Genomic DNA, 20,696 nt, shown 5'->3' on the forward strand with positions numbered 1-20,696 from the left:
ACTCATCATAGAACTGCCAGGACACGCCAGATTCGATCAGGCTTCCAATAACAGGAACGGCACATGCCGCAGCGAGCGCGGTGTATTTAAAAGCCGCTGGCAGGGCAAATGCCGCGCTGCGGCCACTTTTTTCTGCGGCAAGCAGTTTTTTGTATGCGGTGGACGCCACATCTACCCAATTGGATTTCGGTTTAACGCGAACAGACTGATAACCCACAATGCTGCCGTGTTCGTAAATGGGGGTAACGTAGGCGTCTACCCAGTAGAACCCACCATTTTTGGTGCGATTCTTTACGATTCCACGCCACGCATTGCCTTTCTTCAAATGAGACCACATGTCGCCAAATGCCGCCTTAGGCATGTCAGCGTGTCGGACAATATTATGATTCTGACCGAGCAACTCTTGTTCTTCGAAGCCAGCTACTCGACAGAAAGCAGGATTACAATAGGTAATCACGCCCTTAAGATCGGTAGTGGAAACCAGTTGTTCATTTTCTCCGACCAAAACTTCTTGAGCTGATTTTGAAAGTGATGAATTCATGTGATATCTATTCCATCTGAGCCTTTTGAGGGGCACATATAAGCACAATAAATACGAGGAATTCAAAATAAAAATTCATATTTACATATTTCTATGATCAGTAGCTCATAAAACCCGCGCTTCGATTTAATTTTGAGCTATAAAATAAATAAACTCTAATATTCGAGACAGGATTTAAATTACTGAGCGGTCTGTTACATTCACGAAAAATATGACCTATCATTATTCAAAGAGTTAGATTCAGATATCCGATTGAACTTTTTGTTTCTAAATGAAATTGTCTGTCTTCCTCTATTGGTCATTCTAAATTCATTCTCAATAATCCATCTCGGGTTTATCTACGGAGTCACACTATGAAGCGTCTGTTACTTGGGTGCGCGCTGGCTTTTTTTATTTCTCCTACCTCCGCAGTAATTAAGGCTGACTCCGTTATTACCAACGCAAAAATATACGTTGGCAAAGGCTACCGTGTTTCTTCAATGGCTATCCGGGAAGGAAAAATTGAATATTTAGGTGACGCGAATGGCGTCGAAGAATATATCGATGTTGAAACTAAAGTAGTCAATGCAAATGGTGCTTTGGTATTGCCCGGATTTATCGACAACCATAATCATGTATTTGAAGCTGCATCGGAAGTCGGGGGCGATTGTTATGTTGACCCTGATGTGACGTTGGAAGAGCAAATTCCCTATCTAAGGTATTGCAAACAATACGGAAAAAACCACAAATGGATTATTGGCTACGGCTTTCAGCTTGACCATATCCTCCACAAATCGAACAAGCGTACTCCTCTTCAAGTATTAGACAGTGTATTTCCAGATAAGCCCGTTATTTTGATGGAGCAGACGTCGCATTCTATGTGGGTCAACAGCGCGGCTTTGAAAGAAGCAGGCATAACAGCCAAAACGCCGCATCCGGCTGGTGGTCGTATCCTTAAAGATAAAAAAGGAAAGCTTAACGGCATACTGCTCGACAACGCTGGTGACATCGTCATGGAGCTGGCTTGGAAAAGTACCGACAACCTGTTTGAAGCGAGCTACAGAGGTTTGCTCAATGGTCTGAGTGAGGCTTCACAGCACGGTATTACCACCATCGGCGATGGCAGGATGTACTGGAAACGCGGCTGGCTCGAAGTGTGGCAACAAGCTGAAATCAACAATGCGCTGACAGCGCGGGTGTCGCTCCGACCTTGGGTTTACCCGCAAGATGACATGCTGGAACAGCTGAAATATTTTGAACGTATCTATCGCAACGATGATTCCGGCTGGCTCCGCATTGACCAGGTGAAAATGTACAGCGACGGTATCCTTATTAACGGCACTGCCAAAACCCTGGCTCCTTATCTGTTCACTTACATGCCCAAAAGCAACGACGGGCTTTACTACATTCCACCAGGAAAAATGCAGGAGTGGCTGCATCAGCTCAATGGTATTGGGTACGGTGCCCACATTCATGCCATTGGGGATAAGGCGGTTCGAGCGTCGCTGAATGCGATAGAAAGTCTGGATGAAGACGCACTAGAAGTGCCATACACCCTGACTCATGTTGAGATGGTGGATGTGAAAGACGTACTAAGGTTTTCACGCCTGGGCGTCAGTGCCGACATGCAGGTTGGCTCGGAATATGCTGCGCAACGTGACCATAGCTGGGCAAAGAGGTTTCTGGGTAAGAAACGCTCCCACGATTTGATGCCACTGCATTTGCTCTACCAGTCGGGTGCAAATGTGACACTCAGTAGCGACTGGAACGTTAACCCAATCAGCCCTCTGGCGAGTATTGCCAATAGCCTTCGGCTTGGAAAATATGGGTTACCTGACATAGACACCGCTATTGCCGCATACACCATTAACCCCGCGCGAAGCCTTGGGATCGATCATATCACCGGAACACTGGAAGTCGGCAAATATGCGGATCTGGTTGTGCTTGGAGAAGACATCACCAAAATAGATGCGGAAGACATTCCCTATGCCCCAGTATGGCTGACTATGGCAATGGGAAACATCGTCTTCCTGCTGGAGTAAATCACGCCTTATTAAACCAAGGTCTGTTTGCCAAACGTGCTTTGATGAAGTCCAGAAACAGGTTGACCTTTAATGGTCTCTGTTGCCTGTCGTCGGAAACCAATGCCACCACATCTGCTCTGGGTAAAGGGAAATCCGTCAGCAAAGAGACCAGTTCGCCAGACTTGAGCTCTTTGGTCACGTCCCACTCTGAACGCTGAATGATTCCCCGACCATCGATTGCCCAGTCTTTGATGACCTGCCCGACATTACTCGACAATTTAGGATGGATCCTGACACCAGTGGGTGGCTGATTGTCGGCAGCTTCAAACTTCCACATGGTTACATCTTCATCATTTTCCCTTAAAGCGATACATTGGTGCTTGTGCAAATCCTGCGGACAAAGCAAAGGTGCTGAATTTCGCAAGTAATGAGGAGATGCCAACAAAAGACGACGATTTTCCGCAAGATGTATGCATTTGAGTGAAGAGTTCTTTAATTCACCAATGTAAACCATTACATCTGGATGTTGTCTGTCGGTCCAACGTGGTATGTCGGAAAGAGTCAGGTCGATATCAATATTTGGGTAGCGTTCCTGAAACTCTGTGACAAGAGGAGCGATGTAGTCGATGCCGAATCCTAAAGGGGATAGTACCCGTAGTTCACCTTCAATTACTTGCTTATCAGCAAGTATCTCATTCTGTAATGACTCTATGTCGACAAGCAGCTTGCGCCCCCGTTTGGCCAGCTTTTCACCTTCCTCTGTCAAGGTCGTTGAACGGACGCTGCGTTCGACTAATTTTACATTCAGCTTCTTCTCTAATGCTTGCAGCCTCTGCGAGATACTCGGGGGTGTTACGTTAAGTGTACGGGCCGCCGCAGCCAGCGATTGGCTATTAGCAATAGTGTCGAAAAATTCGAGGTCCTGTGAAGTCAGCATTAAGTCCAGCCTTAATATTGGAGTTAGATATGATTAATTTAACTACATGATGAAAATTGATACTAATATCGGCGTCGCATAATTAATTTAAAAAACGGACTTAACTCATGGATAAGGTTGCTTCTACACATTTTGAGATAGATATCGAGGCTCAACCCATTGCACGCAGTATGGGGTTGGAAATAAAGGGTTTAAAACTGTCGGAAATAGACAGCTCAGGCTTTAAGGAGCTTTATAAGCTACTCATTGAAAACAAACTACTTGTATTCCGTAAACAGGATATGAGTTCTCAGGAATTAATGGACTTTGCTGAAAAACTTGGCGTGGTTCAAAAATACCCGTTTTCTAGCGGAATAGAGGGTTTCCCGAATATTGTGGAAATACGCAAAGAACCCGATCAGGCAGAAAACTTCAGTGGTATGTGGCATGTGGATTCCACGTATTTAGACAATCCACCTGATTTTACAATGTTAACGGCAAGGGCTACCCCTACAGTGGGTGGCGACACAATTTTCTCAGACAGCCAAAAGGCTTTTCAAAAGCTGTCTTCGGGAATGAAAGAGTTCTTGCTGAATAACGACGCGGTTTACATTTCAAATAAGCATCAGTCGGCTAAGCAAAAAATTCCGCATCTGACTAACTTTAGTCAAATTGCTACAGCAAACGCGACGTTTGAAGCGATTCATCCGTCAATTATGACTCACGAAGAGACGGGGCATCACGCCATCTACGTCAATAAGGAGCATACAGAGAGATTTGCCAACCTGACCTTAGAGGAAAGTACGCCAATTTTGGAGTACCTCTTTGATCATGTTGCCAAGCCCGAGTTCACCACCCGCATTAAGTGGGAAAATGGCACGGTTGTTATGTGGGACAACCGGTCGGTGCAACACCACGCGGTAAACGATTATCACGGTTCATTACGAGTAATGCATCGTGTAATTGTGAACCGCAGAACGTCCTAAATCCATGTTTTACCGAGCCTTGGTCAATGGTACAAGGCTCGGCTTTTTTTGCCCTGTACGGAGTTTGACAAATGGAGCTGTCGCTTTTTGAAGTTTCTGAAAGTGTTTTGATTTGGTTGTTTTGCGCGGCGTTAATCGCTGGCATCGTCGACGCGATTGCTGGTGGCGGCGGGCTGATCACCGTGCCAAGCATGATGCTTGCAGGTGTACCACCTCTCGTAGTACTGGGTACAAATAGGTTGCAGGCAGTAATAGGTGAAACTACGGCATTGATCACCTACTGGCTAAACAATGAAATAAAACTGAAAGGATTTGCATTCGGGATTTTTATGACAGGAATAGGGGCTGTGTTGGGTTCCTATTCCGTCAGTCTGTTTCCAAAAGATGTGTTGCAGCTTTTGCTACCCATCTTAATGGTGTGTATCACCTTTTATTCAATTTTATCGAAAAGAATTAAAAATAACGTGGCGACCGAAGCCAAGATGTCTAACCGACGCTTCATGATGATGTGTGGTTTAGCCATTGGTTTTTACAACGGCTTTTTCGGTCCGGGTACAGGTTCAATTTGGATGGTGGCTTTCGTAATTCTGTTAGGTTTTACGATCAAGCAAGCCACCATCGCCACGAAACCATTGAACCTGATTGGTAACTTAGTCTCTTTATTGTTCTTTATCGGGCTAGGAACCGTTGATTACAAACTGGGTTTAGTAATGGGTGCCGGACAGATTTTAGGTTCGGTACTAGGAAGCAAGATCGTAATTCACAACGGCGATAAAGTGGTTCGTCCTGTATTTATCACCGTTACGTTACTCATGACAGTCAAACTGATTGTCGACAGTGATCATCATATGTTCGTAACTGAAACGATGGCACTGATATCCAAACTCTAAAGCAGTTTGGCGGAAGGAACGCAATAAATGTGTGTTGCCAGTATGAGGGTGCTGGCATTCCTGAAGCACAAAGCCAAGGATGTACCATAGGGGGGAAAGGGTATGAATGTAAATGTAGATTCAACCATACTCATCGCGCAGCGATTTGGACGCGTAAGCTCTCGCGCAATGTTTGGTGGCACAGGTATTTTCTGTGACGACATAATCTTTGCGGTTGCTCGCGATGAGCATGTTTTCTTAAGAGCTGGAGACAAACTTAAAGACCAGCTCGTCGACTTAGGGTGTGGTGAATGCCAGCCCGAAGCTCAGATGAAAGGCGATTTTAAAATTGCTGCTCACTACTTCTCACTGCACTCAGAACTGGACGAAAACAGTTTTGTGAAAGCGGTGGATCTTTCTATTGAAGCAGCGAATCACGATCATCGAGCCAATCAGCCGCTTAGGTTGTTACCTAACGTGCGGCGATTGCATTTGAAACTATTTCGTCGGATCGGAATCGGCTCGATGACCGATCTTCAACAAGATACAACCGCCAATATTGTCAGCAAAATCGTCAATCTGGGGCTTGATCTTGATGTCTCTCCAAAGCTCCTTTATGAAATTGAAGGAGCGAGGACAGGTCAACATTGGACAGTGCTTCCTGAAGAGGAAAAGCGCAGGTTGGATGCTGACTATCAAATGATCATAGGCAATCGCGCTTCTTAATAAAAACCGCGCAGATTTTAAAGATCACCTACTTAGCAGGTCGAAAGACCTGCTTTTTTTATTCCCTGGCTTCCTGCACTTATGACGATTTTCAATGACTCTTTTTTGGGGAATTGGGAATCTTAAAAATAAGACACTATACTTTTTCTACTCACAGTTGTAGCGAGTGGAGAATAGTTATCTGCGGCAGATTAAACATAATGGACGACCCATTTGTCCAGCAAGTGTGCGAACAATTAGGGATTCAGTTTTCCGCAAAACCTAACCCAGACCTCAGACCCACAGAAACGTTGGCGACTGTAGGCGCTGGAGCCATGGGAATGCAGCAGTTTGATTTGCGGTGGGGGATTAAACCTCATTGGGCTAAGCGAGTCATTATTAATGCTCAGGCAGAAACAGTTGCATCCAAACCCACCTTTAAGCATGCCTTCGAAACCTCAAGAGTCGTCGTCCCATGCGGTGGTTGGTATGAATGGACCCCTCAGGACAATGGAAAGCAGAAATACCTCTTTCAATCACCATCGGATGAACCACTTTATATGGCAGCAATCGCACTGGAGTCGATGAATAAGGTTGTCACGCTCACCACTAAGCCCGATCAGGGTTATGCCCAATACCACCATAGAATGCCGTTGCTGATTCCGCGTTCTGACGTTAGCCGTTGGCTGTTTGCCTCACCCTCAGATGCCAAAGACCTACTTCAGCTTGAGGAGCAGCAACCCTTGAAGGCAATGCCTGTGGTAGAGAAATGAACAGAGCCGCTTTTGCGGCTCTATTCTGGTTTATGACGGGTCTTTGCTTTTGGTTTCAGGTTCTGGGATGTCATCAAAATCAATGTCATAGACGTCTTCATTCTGACTGGCGGCTTTGGCGCTGCGTTCATACCAGTTCACATTACGTGTCAGTACCATAACAAAGCTCAGAACGACAAAGCAGAGTAATGTGCCCATCAGCAATGCGTAGCTTTCTGCTTGTAGAAGACCGAACAGCAATCCATAAAGGATAAGTAAACTGGCTCCAAAAATGGCGCCGTGTTTGGTATTGGATAACATGCCTGCAACGTACACGCCGAGTAATCCTGTTGAAGCGACAGCCGAAACGAGGTACGCCCAGTTAAAGCCGGTGTGCTCACTCAGCGAAATCAACAACAAGTAAAATACTGCTAACGCAAGCCCGACGAAACCATATTGGATCGGGTGGATTGGTCTTGCCTGGAACAGTTCCAATAAGAAGAAGCTGGCGAAGATCAGAGTAATGACCAATAGCGAGTAATTGATCGCCCGGTGAGATTTTAGATAGTGATCTACCGGGTCAATTAGGTCCACGCCCATTTGTCGGCTTTCCAGTTCGTAGCATTGGGTGTTGTCCGACAGGCACTGATCAAACAGCTGGGTAATGTTGGTAGAAAAGTTGTTGGTGGACCACTTGGCTTCGAATCCGGACTCATTGATGTCGGAAGAAGTCGGCAGATAATCGCCAATAAAGCTCGGGTGTGGCCAACTGGACGACAAAGCCACTTGAGTATTTTTGCCAATTGGCGAAATTTGCAGTGTACCCATCCCCTGTAACAAGAAGTTCAAATCGAAGTTTAATGGTTCTGACGTATCCAGAGTACGGATATCCAGTTTGTTATGAAAACCCTGAGCCATCTGGTTCATCCCAGTCCCCGGAACCACTTCAATTGCCTGACCGTTGAGCGACAAATCGCCGAGATTGATAAGTCCACGGCTGTCGCGGATGCCAACCACCAGGCTGACACTGTCAATGTCATAGTCACTGAGCTCGTCTATTAAGGACATATCAAAGTGACCATGGACAGAGGTTTGTGCCTGATAAAGTCTGGCTTTGTAGATGCCTCTGTATTTTTCGAAACTTTCCAGATGAGACGTCAGGTTAAAGGATTCGGGCAAGATGAATGCCTGACGATCAACGGTGTACTCTTTTTCTTTGTTGGTGATGGTTTCGGTGTAGTTGATGTTAATGAAAGGACCAATAACACGTTGTTCACCACTGCTGCTTCTGGCAATGTCAGCTCTTACCTCGTCTTGGCGGTAAGATCGCTCTGAAATCAGCCCGTCAATCATAGAAACTGGGACTTGCAGTAGCAAAAACAGAAACAGCACAAAGCCGAACTTTATGCCTAACTGATTGTTTAAGATTTTTCTCATTATCACTCTCCTTGAGTTGCTGGGTAGTAACCTGAACTCGGGATAACAACTTGCTCTCTAATGGCTCTTTTCACTTAATACTGTGTTGAACCCTCTCCCAATAACCCGTTATTGGTTCGTGGCTTCGCCTTGTCTTAAGTAAAAATTTCTCATTAGAAGACTTCAATTGGTTATTTGCCTTCATTTTTAAGACAGTAGCTAACTTCTTATCCCGAGTTCAGGTTAAGTCCACTCTAAAACAGCAACTTGGAGAGTGAATGGAGTCAATGTGGAGTTTTTATGGAGAAGGCAGCTCGAGTGTGACCCTGACACCTTTTTCAATGTTCTCGACAATCAGACTGCCGTTGTGCAACTTTGCAACCTGTTCAACGAAGTTCAATCCCAGCCCTGTGCTCTTGGCTCCGTTTTCTCGCGGAAGGGAGTAAAAGCGTTCTGTCACTCTTTCAAGCGCATACTCGGGAATGGCTGGTCCTTGATTTTCGATAACCAACGCTACATGTTCATCCAATTTGGTTACTCGCCAGTGAATTTCACCATGTTCAAAGGCGAAGTCTAAGGCGTTATCCATTAAGTTAAACAAGGCTTGTTTTAGTAGGAACCCATCTCCCACTAACTCGATTGGCGAGTCCGTGTTCAATTCGCATGTGAGTTGCTTTCTGCTCAAACGTGAATCGGATGCTTGTATGATCTCTTCCAGCATGGATTTAGGGTTAAGGCGTTCGGTCTTTTCCAGTTCCGGCATTTTTTCTAGCCGGGTCAGATCAAGCAGTTTATCGACCAGCGACTGCATTCGGTCGCTTTCCCGCTCAATATTGCCCGCAAACCGGGTGATTTTTTCTTCCGGTAACGGCATCTGTAAAATTTCGCTGGCTCCTTTAATGGCAGAAAGCGGGCTTTTCAGCTCATGAGTCAGTGTCTGAACGTAATCTTCGACGTATTGCTTGCCATCAAGCTGGTTACGCATTTTCTCAAGTGCATCGCTCAGGGTGCTGTATTCGTAAAAGATTCGGAATTTGGGTTTGGTGACTTTTTCTCCCCGACCCATTTTGTCGGCGTAGTTTTCCAATTTGTGTAAAGCGGAATGGATACGCCAGGCAATCAAAGCCCCCGCCAGCAGAACTAGCCCCGTCATCCACATCATCCAGAACAGCACATTACGCTTGGAAAGGTCGATGAACGGCTGAACACTGCGGTTGGCTTTTGCTACGGTGACGCTGCCAATGATTTCGCCCTGATGATAAATGGGAGCCGCAACGTGCATCACGGTAGAGAGCGGATCTTTCGGGTCTTCAATCGTGCTTCTGGCACCATATTGACCGCGCAAAGTGAGGTAAACGTCGTTCCACTGGGAGTAATCTGCGCCTACATCTTGCTGCCACGAGTCGGCGATGACGATGCCGTTTTTATCAGTGATGTAAATTCGGTGGTTGATGACCTTCTTACCAATTTCCCAGATTCTGGCTTCTGGTTCCCGCTTGCCATACGCCGCCAAAAGACGGGCGAATCGGCTTTCCGTCATCTCACCATTGGCGACGTCTTCCTCTGCTAGCACAGCCAGCAGGTTCGCCATATCCACCAAGGTTTCTTCTGTCGCCTGACGCACCGTTGGTTTGAGTTCCTGAATCACAGTCTGGCTTACGATGTAAGCCGTCATCCCAACCAGTACGAAATAGAGAAAGAACAGGCGGATTCCGAGTGGAATTCTGGGCCAGTGTGATGTTTTCCCGGTCATTCCTGCTCCTTCAGATAGTAGTAGCCGAAGCCTCGTTTGGTGCAGATGCGATCCGCCATTCCATAAGGCTTCAGTTTGTTGCGGATGGCTTTGATGTGGGAATCAATGTTGCGTTCGTAAACGGCATCAGGCGTCATGTCCGCTGCAACCATGAGTTGCTCCCGGCTTAATACGTTGGCAGAAACCTCAATCAGCTTATGAAGAATTTTGAATTCTACGGCGGTGAGACCAAGGTGCTCCCCATTGACACTGTAGTCGAAGTTTTCCGCATATAAACCCGAGGAAGTTGCCGTTTGCATTTCTGGTTCTGAAGTTGGGCTGACCGGGCGGGATTTGATACGTAGCTTAATACGGGCAAGCATTTCACGTGGGCTAAAGGGTTTGGTGACATAGTCGTCTGCACCGATTTCCAGACCGACCACCCGATCGATTTCATCGTTACGTGCGGTTAGGAAAATAATCGGAATCGCAGAAAAGTCCCGAATGGTTTTGCAGAGTTCAAATCCGTTGCCGTCGGGTAAGCCGACATCCAGAACCAGCAGATCGGGATGGTGGGACTTCAAATGCGCCAGCCCCTCTCCGGCAGTAGAAAACCAGTCCACCTGGTAGCCATCCATTTCCAGAACGTGGATAAGGTTTTCAGCGATAGCAGGCTCATCTTCAATGATCAGAATATTCAAAATTCGACTCGATTCAGCAGGATATGCGTAGAGTATACTCTTCTGTCGAAATCAAAAGTAAGGATAGATGATGGATTTTCGATAAGCCGATTCTTTGCAGAGTTAATTAGACAATTAAATCTATAAAGAAAGGTGCCATAAGTCTTATGGCTATCAGGAATAAAACCAGTGCGATACCTTTTCTCATCGTATTTGGTTCGATATCGCTTGGGTATTTCTGGGTGAGATACGTGACCACCATAACTAAAGGAATAGCAATGGCAGAGATGGTCAGGATCTCTGGAGTGAGCTGACTTTCCCACGCCAAAATGATGGTTCGGGACAGAGAACTGCACAGAAAGGTCGAAAGAAGCAATGCGCGAATATGTTCGATTGCCATTGGCTGACGGTAAAAGTGATAAATCAGTGGGGGACCACCCAAACCAAACAAACCACCGCTCAGCCCTGACGCAAAACCTGCAACAGAGAAACTAGCAAAACTCGACAGCTCTTGTTTTGCGGCAGTGCGTCGGAACAGGCTGATGGCACTGTACAGAATCATCCCGCCCAGCAAGAATTCCAATACGCTCAAAGCATCTCCACTCAGGTGGTTGAGACCCCAAACACCGATATACACACCGGGAATTGAACCAAGAACAGTGAATACCCACTTACGCCAGGGTGTGCGCCTTCCCACTGCTTTTAACGCTGTTACGCAGTTGGCGACTGTGATCAGACTGATGATTGCAGCGACGACTGGCAAACTGTACAGCTTAAAAGCACTGGTGAGCCCAACAATGATGATGGCAAGCCCAAACCCCGTCACGGTCTGGAAATAAGTGCCAAAGGCAATAATGACGAGCAACAGGGTCAGTTCCATTCGTGGTTGGCTACCTCAGGTATGTTGTGCTTGAACAACAGTTGTCGCGATAACGTGAAAGATATCGTCTTCACTGCATCCTCTGGATAAATCATTTGCGGGTTTGGCTAATCCTTGTAGAAGAGGACCAATGGCTTTTGCTCCACTCAGCCTTTCAGCCAGTTTATAGCCTATGTTGCCCGCTTCCAGGTTGGGAAAAACCAGAATATTCGCATCCCCCTGCACCGCAGAGTTAGGGGATTTTTTTGAAGCTATCTCTTTAACAATAGCGGCATCAAACTGAACATCCTCATCAATTGTAAGATCGGGGTGCTTATTTTTTACCAGCTTGGCTGCGTTTATTACTTTATCAACAGCAGAGTGTTGTGCGCTACCGTTTGTTGAGAACGAGAGCATGGCAATCCTTGGCTCCACATTAAGAAGTTGTGTGGCGCTTTTAGAGGCGGTGATAGCTATGTTTGCCAGTTGCTCTTCATTTGGGTCTACGACCAATCCACAATCCGTAAAGATAAGCGAACCTTTGTGCTGGTGAAAAGGCTCGCAAAGCATCATGATGAAAAAGCTCGATACCAGCGGAAAGTCGCGATTAGTACCAATGAGTTGAATGGCATGCCGAACCACTTCTGCCGTGGTGTGAACTGCGCCTGCGACGAGACCATCGGCATAACCCTGCCTGACCAGCATGTTAGCGAAAACCAGCGGCTGATCGATGATCCGAGTGGCATCTTCCTGAGTCATTCCCTTATGTTTCCTTGCTTCATACATTGCCTGAGCCAGATCTGGCTTCCATTCTGAATTATGGGTTTCGACCAGTGTCAGTTCATGCAGATCTAACCCTTGTGCCCTTGCCTGAGTTTCGAGATCTCGATTACTGCCTACTAAAATGACTTTGGCAATATTTTCTTTTTGGGCTCGCAGAGCGGCTTTGATGACCCGCGGATCCTGACCTTCACAAAGAGCAATGGTTTTTGGGTTTTCCTTGGCACTAAGAATGATGCGTTCTATTGCTTTCATGTTTAAATTCCATTTATTGATACATTTTGTTCCGTAAAATGATTTATTATAGTAATGCTAACGACTGACACCCCATAGATCAATGTAAAATCCGCTATGTGGTATAAATCATTTTGCTTTCTTGCTATAAGTGATGGCGTCAGAAGACCTTGTTTCAAATAAAGCCCGGAGAGTTATGGATAGCCAGTCATCCCCTCATCTTCCCAAAGTGGAAGGAGACACGCCCACTTTGCGTCTTTTTGCGTTGTTAGAAGTGATTGCCGAAAAGGACGAATTTTTTTCTTTACAGAGTTTGGTTGAAGAAACCGGTTTGCCGAAACCAACCCTGCACCGGATGCTTCAGCAACTGGAGAGCGCAGGTATTGTCCAGCGTGACCATGATGACAGGCATTACAGCACTGGAATTCGGCTTCGTCGGTTTGCAGAAAAGCTTTTGCTGAACAGCACAATCCACAGCGCAAGGCATGCGGTATTGTTGCAACTGCAAAAAGAGGTCGGAGAAAGCTGTAATCTAACGGCCCTCTCGGGAGGTGAGATTGTTTATGTGGATAGGGTAGAGACAGAAGCACCGCTGAGATTCTACCTGCACCCTGGTTCGCGAGTTCCGGTTCATTGTAGCGCCACTGGTAAATTGTTCCTCGCCAACATGAATGCGAAACAGCGCCGTCGAGTCCTGACCACCACAGAGCTTGAACGCTATACTCAACACACCAAAACCAGCATCGAAGAGCTTGAAGAAGAACTGGATATCGTGAAAAACAACGGTTATGCCATCGATAACGAAGAGTTTCTTCCCGGTCTGTTTTGCGTGGCGGTACTGGTGCCTTCAAAACGTGGTCGCTCTAATCTTGGTATCGCTATTCAGGCGCCTATTATTCGTCTAAAACCAGAACAGGCTTTGCATTTTCTTCCGGCTTTGCAGCGCGCAGCCAATGCATTAGCCAAAATAGAAGAGGAAGAAGATGAATTTCTGGCTGGAAATGGTGACTGATCAGTGCAATACGTCGATATAAAAACCGTTATTGAAGAACAGATAGAGTCGGGTTTGTTACCCGCAGGGCAAAAACTACCGCCGGAGCGGAAACTTGCAGAGTCATTTAATACGACGCGGGTAACACTGCGAGAGGCGCTGTCGCTTCTGGAAACAGAAGGCAAGATATTCAGAGAAGATCGACGGGGATGGTTTATTTCTCCGTCAGCCATGCGTTATGACCCGGGTAAGGACTTCAGTTTTACCGCACTTGCAAAAGCCAATGAGCGCAATCCAAGAACCGAAGTGTTAAAGGCAAAGACAGTACTGGCGACAAAATACGCGTCGCAGATACTCGATCTTCAGCCTTTCTCAGATGTTCACCAAATTGAGCGCTTACGTTTTCTGGACGAGAGACCCGTGGTTTATGTGACACATTACGTGCAGCCAGACTTTGCACCAACGCTTCTTGAACACGATCTGACTCATTCGTTAAGTGGCATTTGCTCGTCTGAATTTGGTGTTCATCCCGCCTCAACGCAGATCAGGCTGCGAACCACTTCACTGCTTGGAGAAATCGCTCAGGCATTACGGGCTACGCCCGGCGCCCCCGCAATGGTGATAGAAAGAACCTGTATGGATGCTACAGGTGCCATCATTGATTGCAGAGTGGAATACTGGCGCCATGACGCCATCAGCATTGAATCTACTGTGGAGTTGAAAATCTAAATCGATGTCGACATTTACCATAGTGCTGGTGATTTTTTCCGCATTGCTGCATGCAAGCTGGAACATCATTGGCAAGTCGAAACAGGGGGCAGGAGGTGCATTTTTTCTGGCCTCATCTTTTGCTCCGACCCTTTTGTTGTTTCCTTTTACTTTGTGGTTTCTGACCTACCCAGAGGTATCACTCCCAGTTGAATTCTGGTTGTGGGTGATGATCAGTGCAGCTTTTCAAGCGCTTTATATTCTGGGGTTAGCGTATGCTTACCAACGTGCCGATGTTGGGGTGATATATCCCATTGCGCGAGCATTGCCAGTGTTAATGGTGGGTGTAGGAACCGCCATTCTGGGGCAGGTACTTTCCTTACCTCAATGGATAGGGTTTGGGCTGATTACTTTGGGGTGCTTGTGTGTCCCATTAGTCTCATTTCGTCAATTTAAGCTGGCAGATTACATGAATGCCGGTGTTGCTTGGGCGTTGGTCGCAGCAATAGGCACCACTGGATATTCGATTCTGGATAAAGTCGCGATAGACATTGTTTCTCACAGCGTCGCGGGCATTCACAACGCTCAGCAGGTGGCCATTTTTTATCTCGGTGTTCAGTTTGGTTTTATGGCGATGACCCTGAGCCTGGTGTTTGCTGTCAGGAAAAAATGGGATGTGTTTGCAGCAGGCTGGGCGATGAAGAAGTCAGCGACGGTCGCGGGCATTATGATGGGTGTGACGTATACGCTCGTTCTTTATGCCATGACTCTGACTGAGAACGTGAGCCTGGTTGTGGCACTGCGCCAGACCAGCATTATTTTTGGTTTGTTGCTTGGCATCGTTTTCTTGAAAGAGAAATGGCTCTATACGCGGGGCGTCGGTGTGATTTGTATTGTTGCTGGCTTGGTTTTGGCGCTTACCAACTAAAAATGCCTCGTTAAACGAGGCATTTTGTTATTAGATTCTAACTGTACTGGCTTACTTACCGCGTTGCCAGCCGTGGAATTTCTGAACCCACTCCAGCAATTTCTCTGGGGCATTGGCTTTCTTCCAAACTCCAGCGGTGTATTTAGCCGCTTCACTCATGGTTGGATAAGGGTGAACCGTACCCAGAATCTTGTTCAGACCAAGGTTGTACTTCATCGCGAGCGTAAATTCAGCCAGCAACTCTCCAGCACCATGTCCGACAATGGTGACGCCCAGAATCGTATCTTTGCCTTTAGGCGTAATGACCTTGATAAAACCGATGTCTGCACCATCCGTGATAGCGCGGTCCAGATCGTCGATGCCATAAGTCGCCACTTCGTAATCGATGCCTTTTTGTTTGGCTTCGCTCTCGTTAATCCCCACTCGTGCGACTTCTGGTGTAGTGTAAGTCGCAGCAGGCATTACGCGGTAATCTGCTTTGAACTTCTTAAACTGACCAAACAAGCCGTTCACAGCGGCATACCATGCCTGATGAGCAGCGGCGTGTGTCAGCTGGAATGGACCACATACGTCACCCACAGCGAAGATATTCGGATACTTGGTTTGCAGGAAGTCGTTCACTTCAACCGTACCACGGTTAGTGACTTCAATACCCAAATCTTCCAGACCGAAGCCTTTCACGTTGGCAACACGACCAAGAGCAAGCAGTACTTTATCGAAGTACACGCGTTTGGTTTCGCCATTATGCTCAAGCTCTGCAAACTGACCTTGGTCATCACGACCAAACTGTGCCGCTTTGTGACCCGTGAGCAGGTTCACTCCATCCTCTGTTAGGTGGCTAGCAACGAGCTCAGAAGCTTCTCTGTCTTCACGAATCAGGATTTGCTCTGCCATTTCAACCAGAGTTACATCTGATCCCAGAAGGCTAAAGCTTTGTGCCAATTCACAGCCGATTGGTCCACCACCTAATACAAGCAACTTTTCAGGCTGTTCACGTAATTCCCATACGTTGTCGGATGTCAGGTATTCCACTTCGTTAAGCCCAGGAATACCCGGTACGAGCGGGCGAGCGCCAGTGGCGATAACGATATTTTTGGTGGTGATGCGCTCACCGTTAACTTCTACTTCCCATGGTGAAAGGACTTTGGCTTCACCAGTGACGCAATCCACACCCAATGATGTGTAACGCTCAACAGAATCGTGAGGTTCGATACCGGCAATCACATCTTGCACGCGTTCCATTACGGCAGAAAAGTCCGCTTTGGCTTCGCCAGCTTCGATACCGAAGCGCTTAGCCTGAGAAATCTCTTTCATGGTGTGAGCTGCACGAATTAAAGCTTTGGAAGGTACACAACCTGTGTTCAAACAGTCACCACCCATCTTGTGACGCTCAATCAGTGTCACTTTAGCTTTCACTGCTGCGGCAATGTAAGCCGATACCAAACCACCAGAACCTGCACCAATCACAACCATGTTGGTGTCGAATTTTGATGGCTTTTTGTAGCCTTCGTAAACTTTACGTGCAGCGATGATATCAACCAGTTTCTTCGCAATCAGAGGGAACAAACCCAGCAATACAAACGAAAGCAGAATTGGAGGAGAGATGATGCCCGCTAGTGAATCAATTTCAGCAAGCTGAGTACCAGCATTCACATAAACGGCTGTGCCTGCCAGCATACCTAACTGGCTCACCCAGTAGAAATCGCGCGCTTTGATTGGCGTCAGACCCATCAACAGGTTGACAACAAAGAAAGGGAAAACCGGAATTAAGCGAAGGGTGAACAGGTAAAACTTACCCTGTTTCTCAACGCCTTCATTAATGGCAGAAAGACGATCGCCAAATTTACTCTGCACCCAGTCACGCAACAAGAATCGGCTGAACAGGAAAGCGAGTGTCGCACCAACGGAGCTGGCGAATGACACCAGTAACAGACCCCAGCCAAAGCCAAACAGTGCACCGCCCAATAACGTCATAATGGCAGCGCCTGGTAATGACAGCGCCGTTACGATGACGTAGATAACGAAGTAACTCACGCTAGATAGCAGCGGGTTGTCTTGAATTAGTGAAGACAACTGCTCTTGCTGTTGCTTCGCGGTTTCCAGAGTCAGGAAGCGCCCCAAGTCGAGGCTAAACCATAAAACGATGAACCCGATTATCCCGAGTGCAAGAAATATCTTTTTTTTGCTCATCACATGTCCTTCATTAGGTTGTTGGCAAAATTATCAACCACTTATCTCAAAATTGCGGTCTGGATATAAGTGTAGTGAAACTAGTAAATAAAAACAGGTTAATGCATGTGAGGATAACCCGTTTTTGGAATCTGTTTTAAAAGACCCAGCTTCTGGTGAGTTCATTTCACGTTTTTATGCTTTTTTTGAAAAAAAGTGAATCTACTTATTCCGGATGCTTCTTTAGAGAACGGTAAGATGAGAAGAAAAAAAGAGAAAAGCCCAGCTTGTTGAAACTGAGCTAGATACGATCAAGATAGGCGAAGTTAATATGAGATTCTTGAATTTTAGTGTGATTTTGGTGGGTGATTACACGTGATGGAGCGAGAAAACTCTTCTTGACACATTTGGGCGCGAGGTTCGTTTTCGTACAGTCGATACAGGCGGCACATTTCCACAAGCGTGTCGCAGGCTAGAAGATAGCTTTTGTGGCGAAATGCCTGACCGCGTTCCGGGTTATTCATCTCATTCACCAATGCATAATGAAGCTTTTTCAGAACGCGAATTGCACAATAATCATCGCCAATTTCCTGAGAACTCCTCACTAGCTTCTGGCATGCATCGTTGTAGGCATGCAGAGCACGTTCACAACCATTGCTTTTGCTCAATACCGCTTCACACAGATACATTTCTGTTTTCATATCTTGTGCCTTCAAGCGGTAGTCGTCGATATTGCGGAAGATGAGGTTGTGAAGAGAATCCATTTCAGTAACATCCCAAATGAGTGAAATATTTTTTAAATGATAATCATTATCAATTGATAAATCTACTCCCAATTTTTGTTTTAAAAATTAAGCGGTACGTCACGAAACTTCATTTCTGCACCAATTTCACAAAAAGTTTAAACATTTCATTGAGATAGTTCAGTTGCTGATGAATTGAAAAAACGCGTAATTTTACGTGCTTCAAAGCAAGATTCCTTGCTCTGATCTAGCCTCGCGCGCTGTCAATAAACCCTTTAAAAATTTTTCTTTTAGGGAAGAAAATTATGTAACACAACTTGAATTGATAATCGTTATCAACTAGAACTATATGCCAAGATGTAGTGGTTATTTTTTGAACTGCATACAAGATATAGTTTTTAACCGAGTACAAGATAGAGTTTATGGACGTAATAAAACGCGACGGTCGAAGAGAGAAGACCAGCCTAGATAAAGTGACTCGTAGAGCAGAAGCACTGGCAGACGGGCTAAAAGTTGAGCCAATCGCAGTGGCTCAGAAAGTCGTAAGTGGTTTGTATGATGGCATCAAAGTAACAGAAATTGATGTCTTCCTAGCGGAAACCTCCGCAAGTTTAGCCGCCGAGCACCCTGACTACGCCAAGCTGGCAGCACGTGTTTTGGTCAGTTCTTTGCAAAAAGAGACACAGGGCTTCCAATGGGCGACAGAGCAGCTTTCTGAAATTGGCATTCTTTCCGAGGACTACGTTGCGCAAGTGCGCAGACAAGGTCCTGAAATCGCTGAACTTATTGACTATCGTCGTGACTACCAATTTGATTACTTCGGTTACAAAACTCTTGAACGTTCATACCTGCTTAAAGTCGATGGCAACATCGTAGAACGTCCGCAAGACATGTACATGCGTGTAGCGATTGCCGTTGCAGGTGAAGACATCGCACAAATCAAAGAACTGTATGACATGCTCAGCCTGGGTTACTACACCCACGCGACTCCAACCCTGTTTAACGCGGGTTGTAAGATGCAGCAACTTTCTTCTTGTTTCCTACTGGCAATGCAAGATGACTCCATTTCCGGCATCTACGACACGCTGAAAGACTGTGCACTGATTTCTAAATCCGCTGGTGGTATCGGTCTTCACATTCACAATATTCGTGCTTCAGGCGCACCTATCATCGGCACCAACGGTATCTCTAACGGCATCATTCCAATGCTGAAAGTGTTCAACGAAACCGCACGTTACGTTGACCAGGGTGGCGGTAAGCGTAAAGGTTCTTTCGCCATCTACCTGGAACCTTGGCATGCCGATATTGAATCTTTCCTGGATCTGCGTAAGAACCACGGTAAAGAAGAATTCCGTGCACGTGATCTCTTCCTGTCGTTGTGGGTTCCTGATCTGTTTATGGAGCGTGTAGAGCTGGACGGCGAATGGACGCTGTTCAGTGAGCACAATGCGAAAGGTTTGTCTGATGTATACGGCGATGACTTCGTTGCACTGTACGAGAAGTACGAACGCGAAGGTCTGGGCATTAAGACCATCAAAGCGCGTAACCTGATGACTCAGATTATCGAATCTCAGGCAGAGACGGGTACTCCGTACATGCTGTACAAAGATTCGTGCAATATTAAATCGAACCAGAAGAACTTGGGTACGATTAAGTCGAGTAACCTGTGTGCGGAAATCATGGAGGTATCCACTCCTGAAGAGACTGCAGCGTGTAACCTGGCTTCTCTGGCATTGCCTAAGTGTGTTATCGATGGTCAGTTTGATTTCGATAAGCTGCACGAGATTACTAAGATCGCGATTAAGAACTTAGATCGTGTTATCGACGTGAACTACCATCCAACCGATAAGATTGAAGTCTCTAACCACGCTCACCGTCCAGTCGGATTGGGTATTCAGGGCTTGGCAGACGTGTTCTTCAAACTACACCTTGCTTACGACAGCGAAGAAGCTCGCGAGCTTAACCGTGCAATCGCAGAAACCATGTACCATGCGTCCCTTGAAGCTTCTAGCGAGTTGGCAAGAGATCTTGGTGCTTACAGCAGCTACGATGGTTCGCCAGCAAGTCAGGGGACTTTCCAGTTTGACCTTTGGGATGTGCAGCCAAGCGATCGCTGGGACTGGAACGCGCTTCGCGAGCAGGTCTCACAGCACGGTCTGCGTAACTCTCTATTGATTGCTCAAATGCCAACGGCTTCCACTGCTCAGATTCTGGGTAATACCGAAGCGTTCGAAGCGCAAACCAGCAACATCTACAAGCGTCAGACTCTGTCAGGTGAGTTCATCATTGTGAACCGCCATCTAGTAGCAGCGTTGGAAGAGCGCGGGCTGTGGACGCCGGCAATTCGTGATTCCATCATCCTGAACAACGGTTCTCTGCAAGAGATTGAAGCGATTCCAGAAGATGTGAAATCGGTATACCGCACCATCTGGGAGCTTTCTCAGAAAGTTATCATCGATATGTCCGCTGACCGTGGTCCTTACGTTTGTCAGTCACAAAGCCTCAACCTGTGGCTGGCATCGCCTACCTTTGCTCAAATCAACGCCATGCACTTCTATGCCTGGAAGCGCGGTTTGAAGACGGGCATGTACTACTTGCGTACCAAGCCTTCTGCTAATGCGGTGAAAGTGACCGTTGGCAACAACGAAGATGAAGAGTGCGTAGGCTGTGGCGCATAACTGACG

The 20,696-nt window shown here is 46.6% G+C and carries 18 protein-coding genes; 9 read left to right on the top strand and 9 right to left on the bottom strand.

Annotated features, from left to right (window positions below):
* On the bottom strand, positions 1–541 hold a 541-nt coding region (locus RH89_RS14300), incomplete at its 3' end, for a PAS domain-containing protein (RefSeq protein ID WP_004403242.1).
* 353 nt (positions 542–894) lie between these two features.
* On the opposite strand from RH89_RS14300, the gene RH89_RS14305 reads away from it, so the two are divergent.
* A complete protein-coding gene (locus RH89_RS14305; protein ID WP_004403244.1) occupies positions 895–2,562 on the top strand; it encodes an amidohydrolase in 1,668 nt (555 codons plus the stop codon).
* A gap of 1 nt (position 2,563) precedes the next feature.
* Here the strand turns inward: RH89_RS14305 and RH89_RS14310 are convergent, their stop codons facing one another.
* Entirely contained in the window at positions 2,564–3,481 is a 918-nt protein-coding gene (locus RH89_RS14310) for a LysR family transcriptional regulator (RefSeq protein ID WP_004403246.1), read from the bottom strand.
* 107 nt (positions 3,482–3,588) lie between these two features.
* On the opposite strand from RH89_RS14310, the gene RH89_RS14315 reads away from it, so the two are divergent.
* From RH89_RS14315 to RH89_RS14330, 4 genes are all read left to right on the top strand, one after another.
* Complete coding sequence (locus RH89_RS14315; protein WP_004403249.1) at positions 3,589–4,446, top strand: TauD/TfdA dioxygenase family protein; 858 nt, start codon at positions 3,589–3,591, stop codon at positions 4,444–4,446.
* Between the two features lie 71 nt (positions 4,447–4,517).
* Positions 4,518–5,336, top strand: coding sequence for a TSUP family transporter (locus RH89_RS14320; RefSeq protein WP_004403253.1), 819 nt, complete (start codon positions 4,518–4,520; stop codon positions 5,334–5,336).
* 102 nt (positions 5,337–5,438) lie between these two features.
* Entirely contained in the window at positions 5,439–6,041 is a 603-nt protein-coding gene (locus RH89_RS14325; protein ID WP_004403257.1) for a TfoX/Sxy family protein, read from the top strand.
* A gap of 179 nt (positions 6,042–6,220) precedes the next feature.
* Entirely contained in the window at positions 6,221–6,793 is a 573-nt protein-coding gene (locus RH89_RS14330; RefSeq protein WP_038146130.1) for an SOS response-associated peptidase family protein, read from the top strand.
* Between the two features lie 30 nt (positions 6,794–6,823).
* Here the strand turns inward: RH89_RS14330 and creD are convergent, their stop codons facing one another.
* From creD to pta, 5 genes are all read right to left on the bottom strand, one after another.
* Positions 6,824–8,209 carry a cell envelope integrity protein CreD gene (creD, locus tag RH89_RS14335; protein WP_004403261.1) on the bottom strand — a complete coding sequence of 462 codons (1,386 nt, stop codon included), beginning with the start codon at positions 8,207–8,209 and terminating at the stop codon, positions 6,824–6,826.
* A 277-nt stretch (positions 8,210–8,486) separates the two neighbouring features.
* Positions 8,487–9,941 carry a two-component system sensor histidine kinase CreC gene (gene creC / locus RH89_RS14340; protein ID WP_004403265.1) on the bottom strand — a complete coding sequence of 485 codons (1,455 nt, stop codon included), beginning with the start codon at positions 9,939–9,941 and terminating at the stop codon, positions 8,487–8,489.
* The gene (locus tag RH89_RS14345) at positions 9,938–10,621 is read right to left on the bottom strand and encodes a response regulator (protein WP_004403268.1); all 684 of its coding nucleotides are present in this window, start codon (positions 10,619–10,621) and stop codon (positions 9,938–9,940) included. The genes creC and RH89_RS14345 overlap by 4 nt, the downstream gene beginning before the upstream one ends.
* 106 nt (positions 10,622–10,727) lie before the next feature.
* Complete coding sequence (locus RH89_RS14350) at positions 10,728–11,480, bottom strand: TSUP family transporter (protein ID WP_004403276.1); 753 nt, start codon at positions 11,478–11,480, stop codon at positions 10,728–10,730.
* A gap of 15 nt (positions 11,481–11,495) precedes the next feature.
* Positions 11,496–12,494: a phosphate acetyltransferase gene (gene pta / locus RH89_RS14355; RefSeq protein ID WP_004403277.1), complete on the bottom strand. Its 999-nt coding sequence runs from the start codon at positions 12,492–12,494 to the stop codon at positions 11,496–11,498.
* A 175-nt stretch (positions 12,495–12,669) separates the two neighbouring features.
* Between pta and RH89_RS14360 the strand changes: the two genes are divergently transcribed.
* The 3 genes from RH89_RS14360 to RH89_RS14370 are packed head-to-tail and all read left to right on the top strand — an operon-like array spanning position 12,670 to position 15,100.
* The gene (locus RH89_RS14360) at positions 12,670–13,485 is read left to right on the top strand and encodes an IclR family transcriptional regulator (RefSeq protein WP_004403279.1); all 816 of its coding nucleotides are present in this window, start codon (positions 12,670–12,672) and stop codon (positions 13,483–13,485) included.
* A gap of 3 nt (positions 13,486–13,488) precedes the next feature.
* A complete protein-coding gene (locus tag RH89_RS14365) occupies positions 13,489–14,193 on the top strand; it encodes a UTRA domain-containing protein (protein ID WP_004403281.1) in 705 nt (234 codons plus the stop codon).
* Between the two features lie 4 nt (positions 14,194–14,197).
* Positions 14,198–15,100: an EamA family transporter gene (locus RH89_RS14370; RefSeq protein WP_004403282.1), complete on the top strand. Its 903-nt coding sequence runs from the start codon at positions 14,198–14,200 to the stop codon at positions 15,098–15,100.
* Between the two features lie 51 nt (positions 15,101–15,151).
* On the opposite strand, the gene lpdA is transcribed toward RH89_RS14370, so the two are convergent.
* Positions 15,152–17,290 (bottom strand): dihydrolipoyl dehydrogenase, encoded by a 2,139-nt coding sequence (gene lpdA / locus RH89_RS14375; RefSeq protein WP_004403284.1) that lies wholly within the window; start codon positions 17,288–17,290, stop codon positions 15,152–15,154.
* A gap of 326 nt (positions 17,291–17,616) precedes the next feature.
* On the bottom strand, positions 17,617–18,033 hold the full coding sequence (locus tag RH89_RS14380; RefSeq protein ID WP_004403286.1) for a hypothetical protein: 417 nt from the start codon (positions 18,031–18,033) through the stop codon (positions 17,617–17,619).
* A gap of 401 nt (positions 18,034–18,434) precedes the next feature.
* Here RH89_RS14380 and RH89_RS14385 point away from each other — a divergent pair, with 401 nt between their 5' ends.
* Positions 18,435–20,690: a ribonucleoside-diphosphate reductase subunit alpha gene (locus RH89_RS14385; protein ID WP_004403291.1), complete on the top strand. Its 2,256-nt coding sequence runs from the start codon at positions 18,435–18,437 to the stop codon at positions 20,688–20,690.
* Positions 20,691–20,696: the final 6 nt, after the last annotated feature.

Origin of the sequence: Vibrio nigripulchritudo ATCC 27043, assembly GCF_000222685.1 — a bacterium.
In the GTDB taxonomy this organism is placed as follows: Bacteria; Pseudomonadota; Gammaproteobacteria; order Enterobacterales; family Vibrionaceae; genus Vibrio; species Vibrio nigripulchritudo.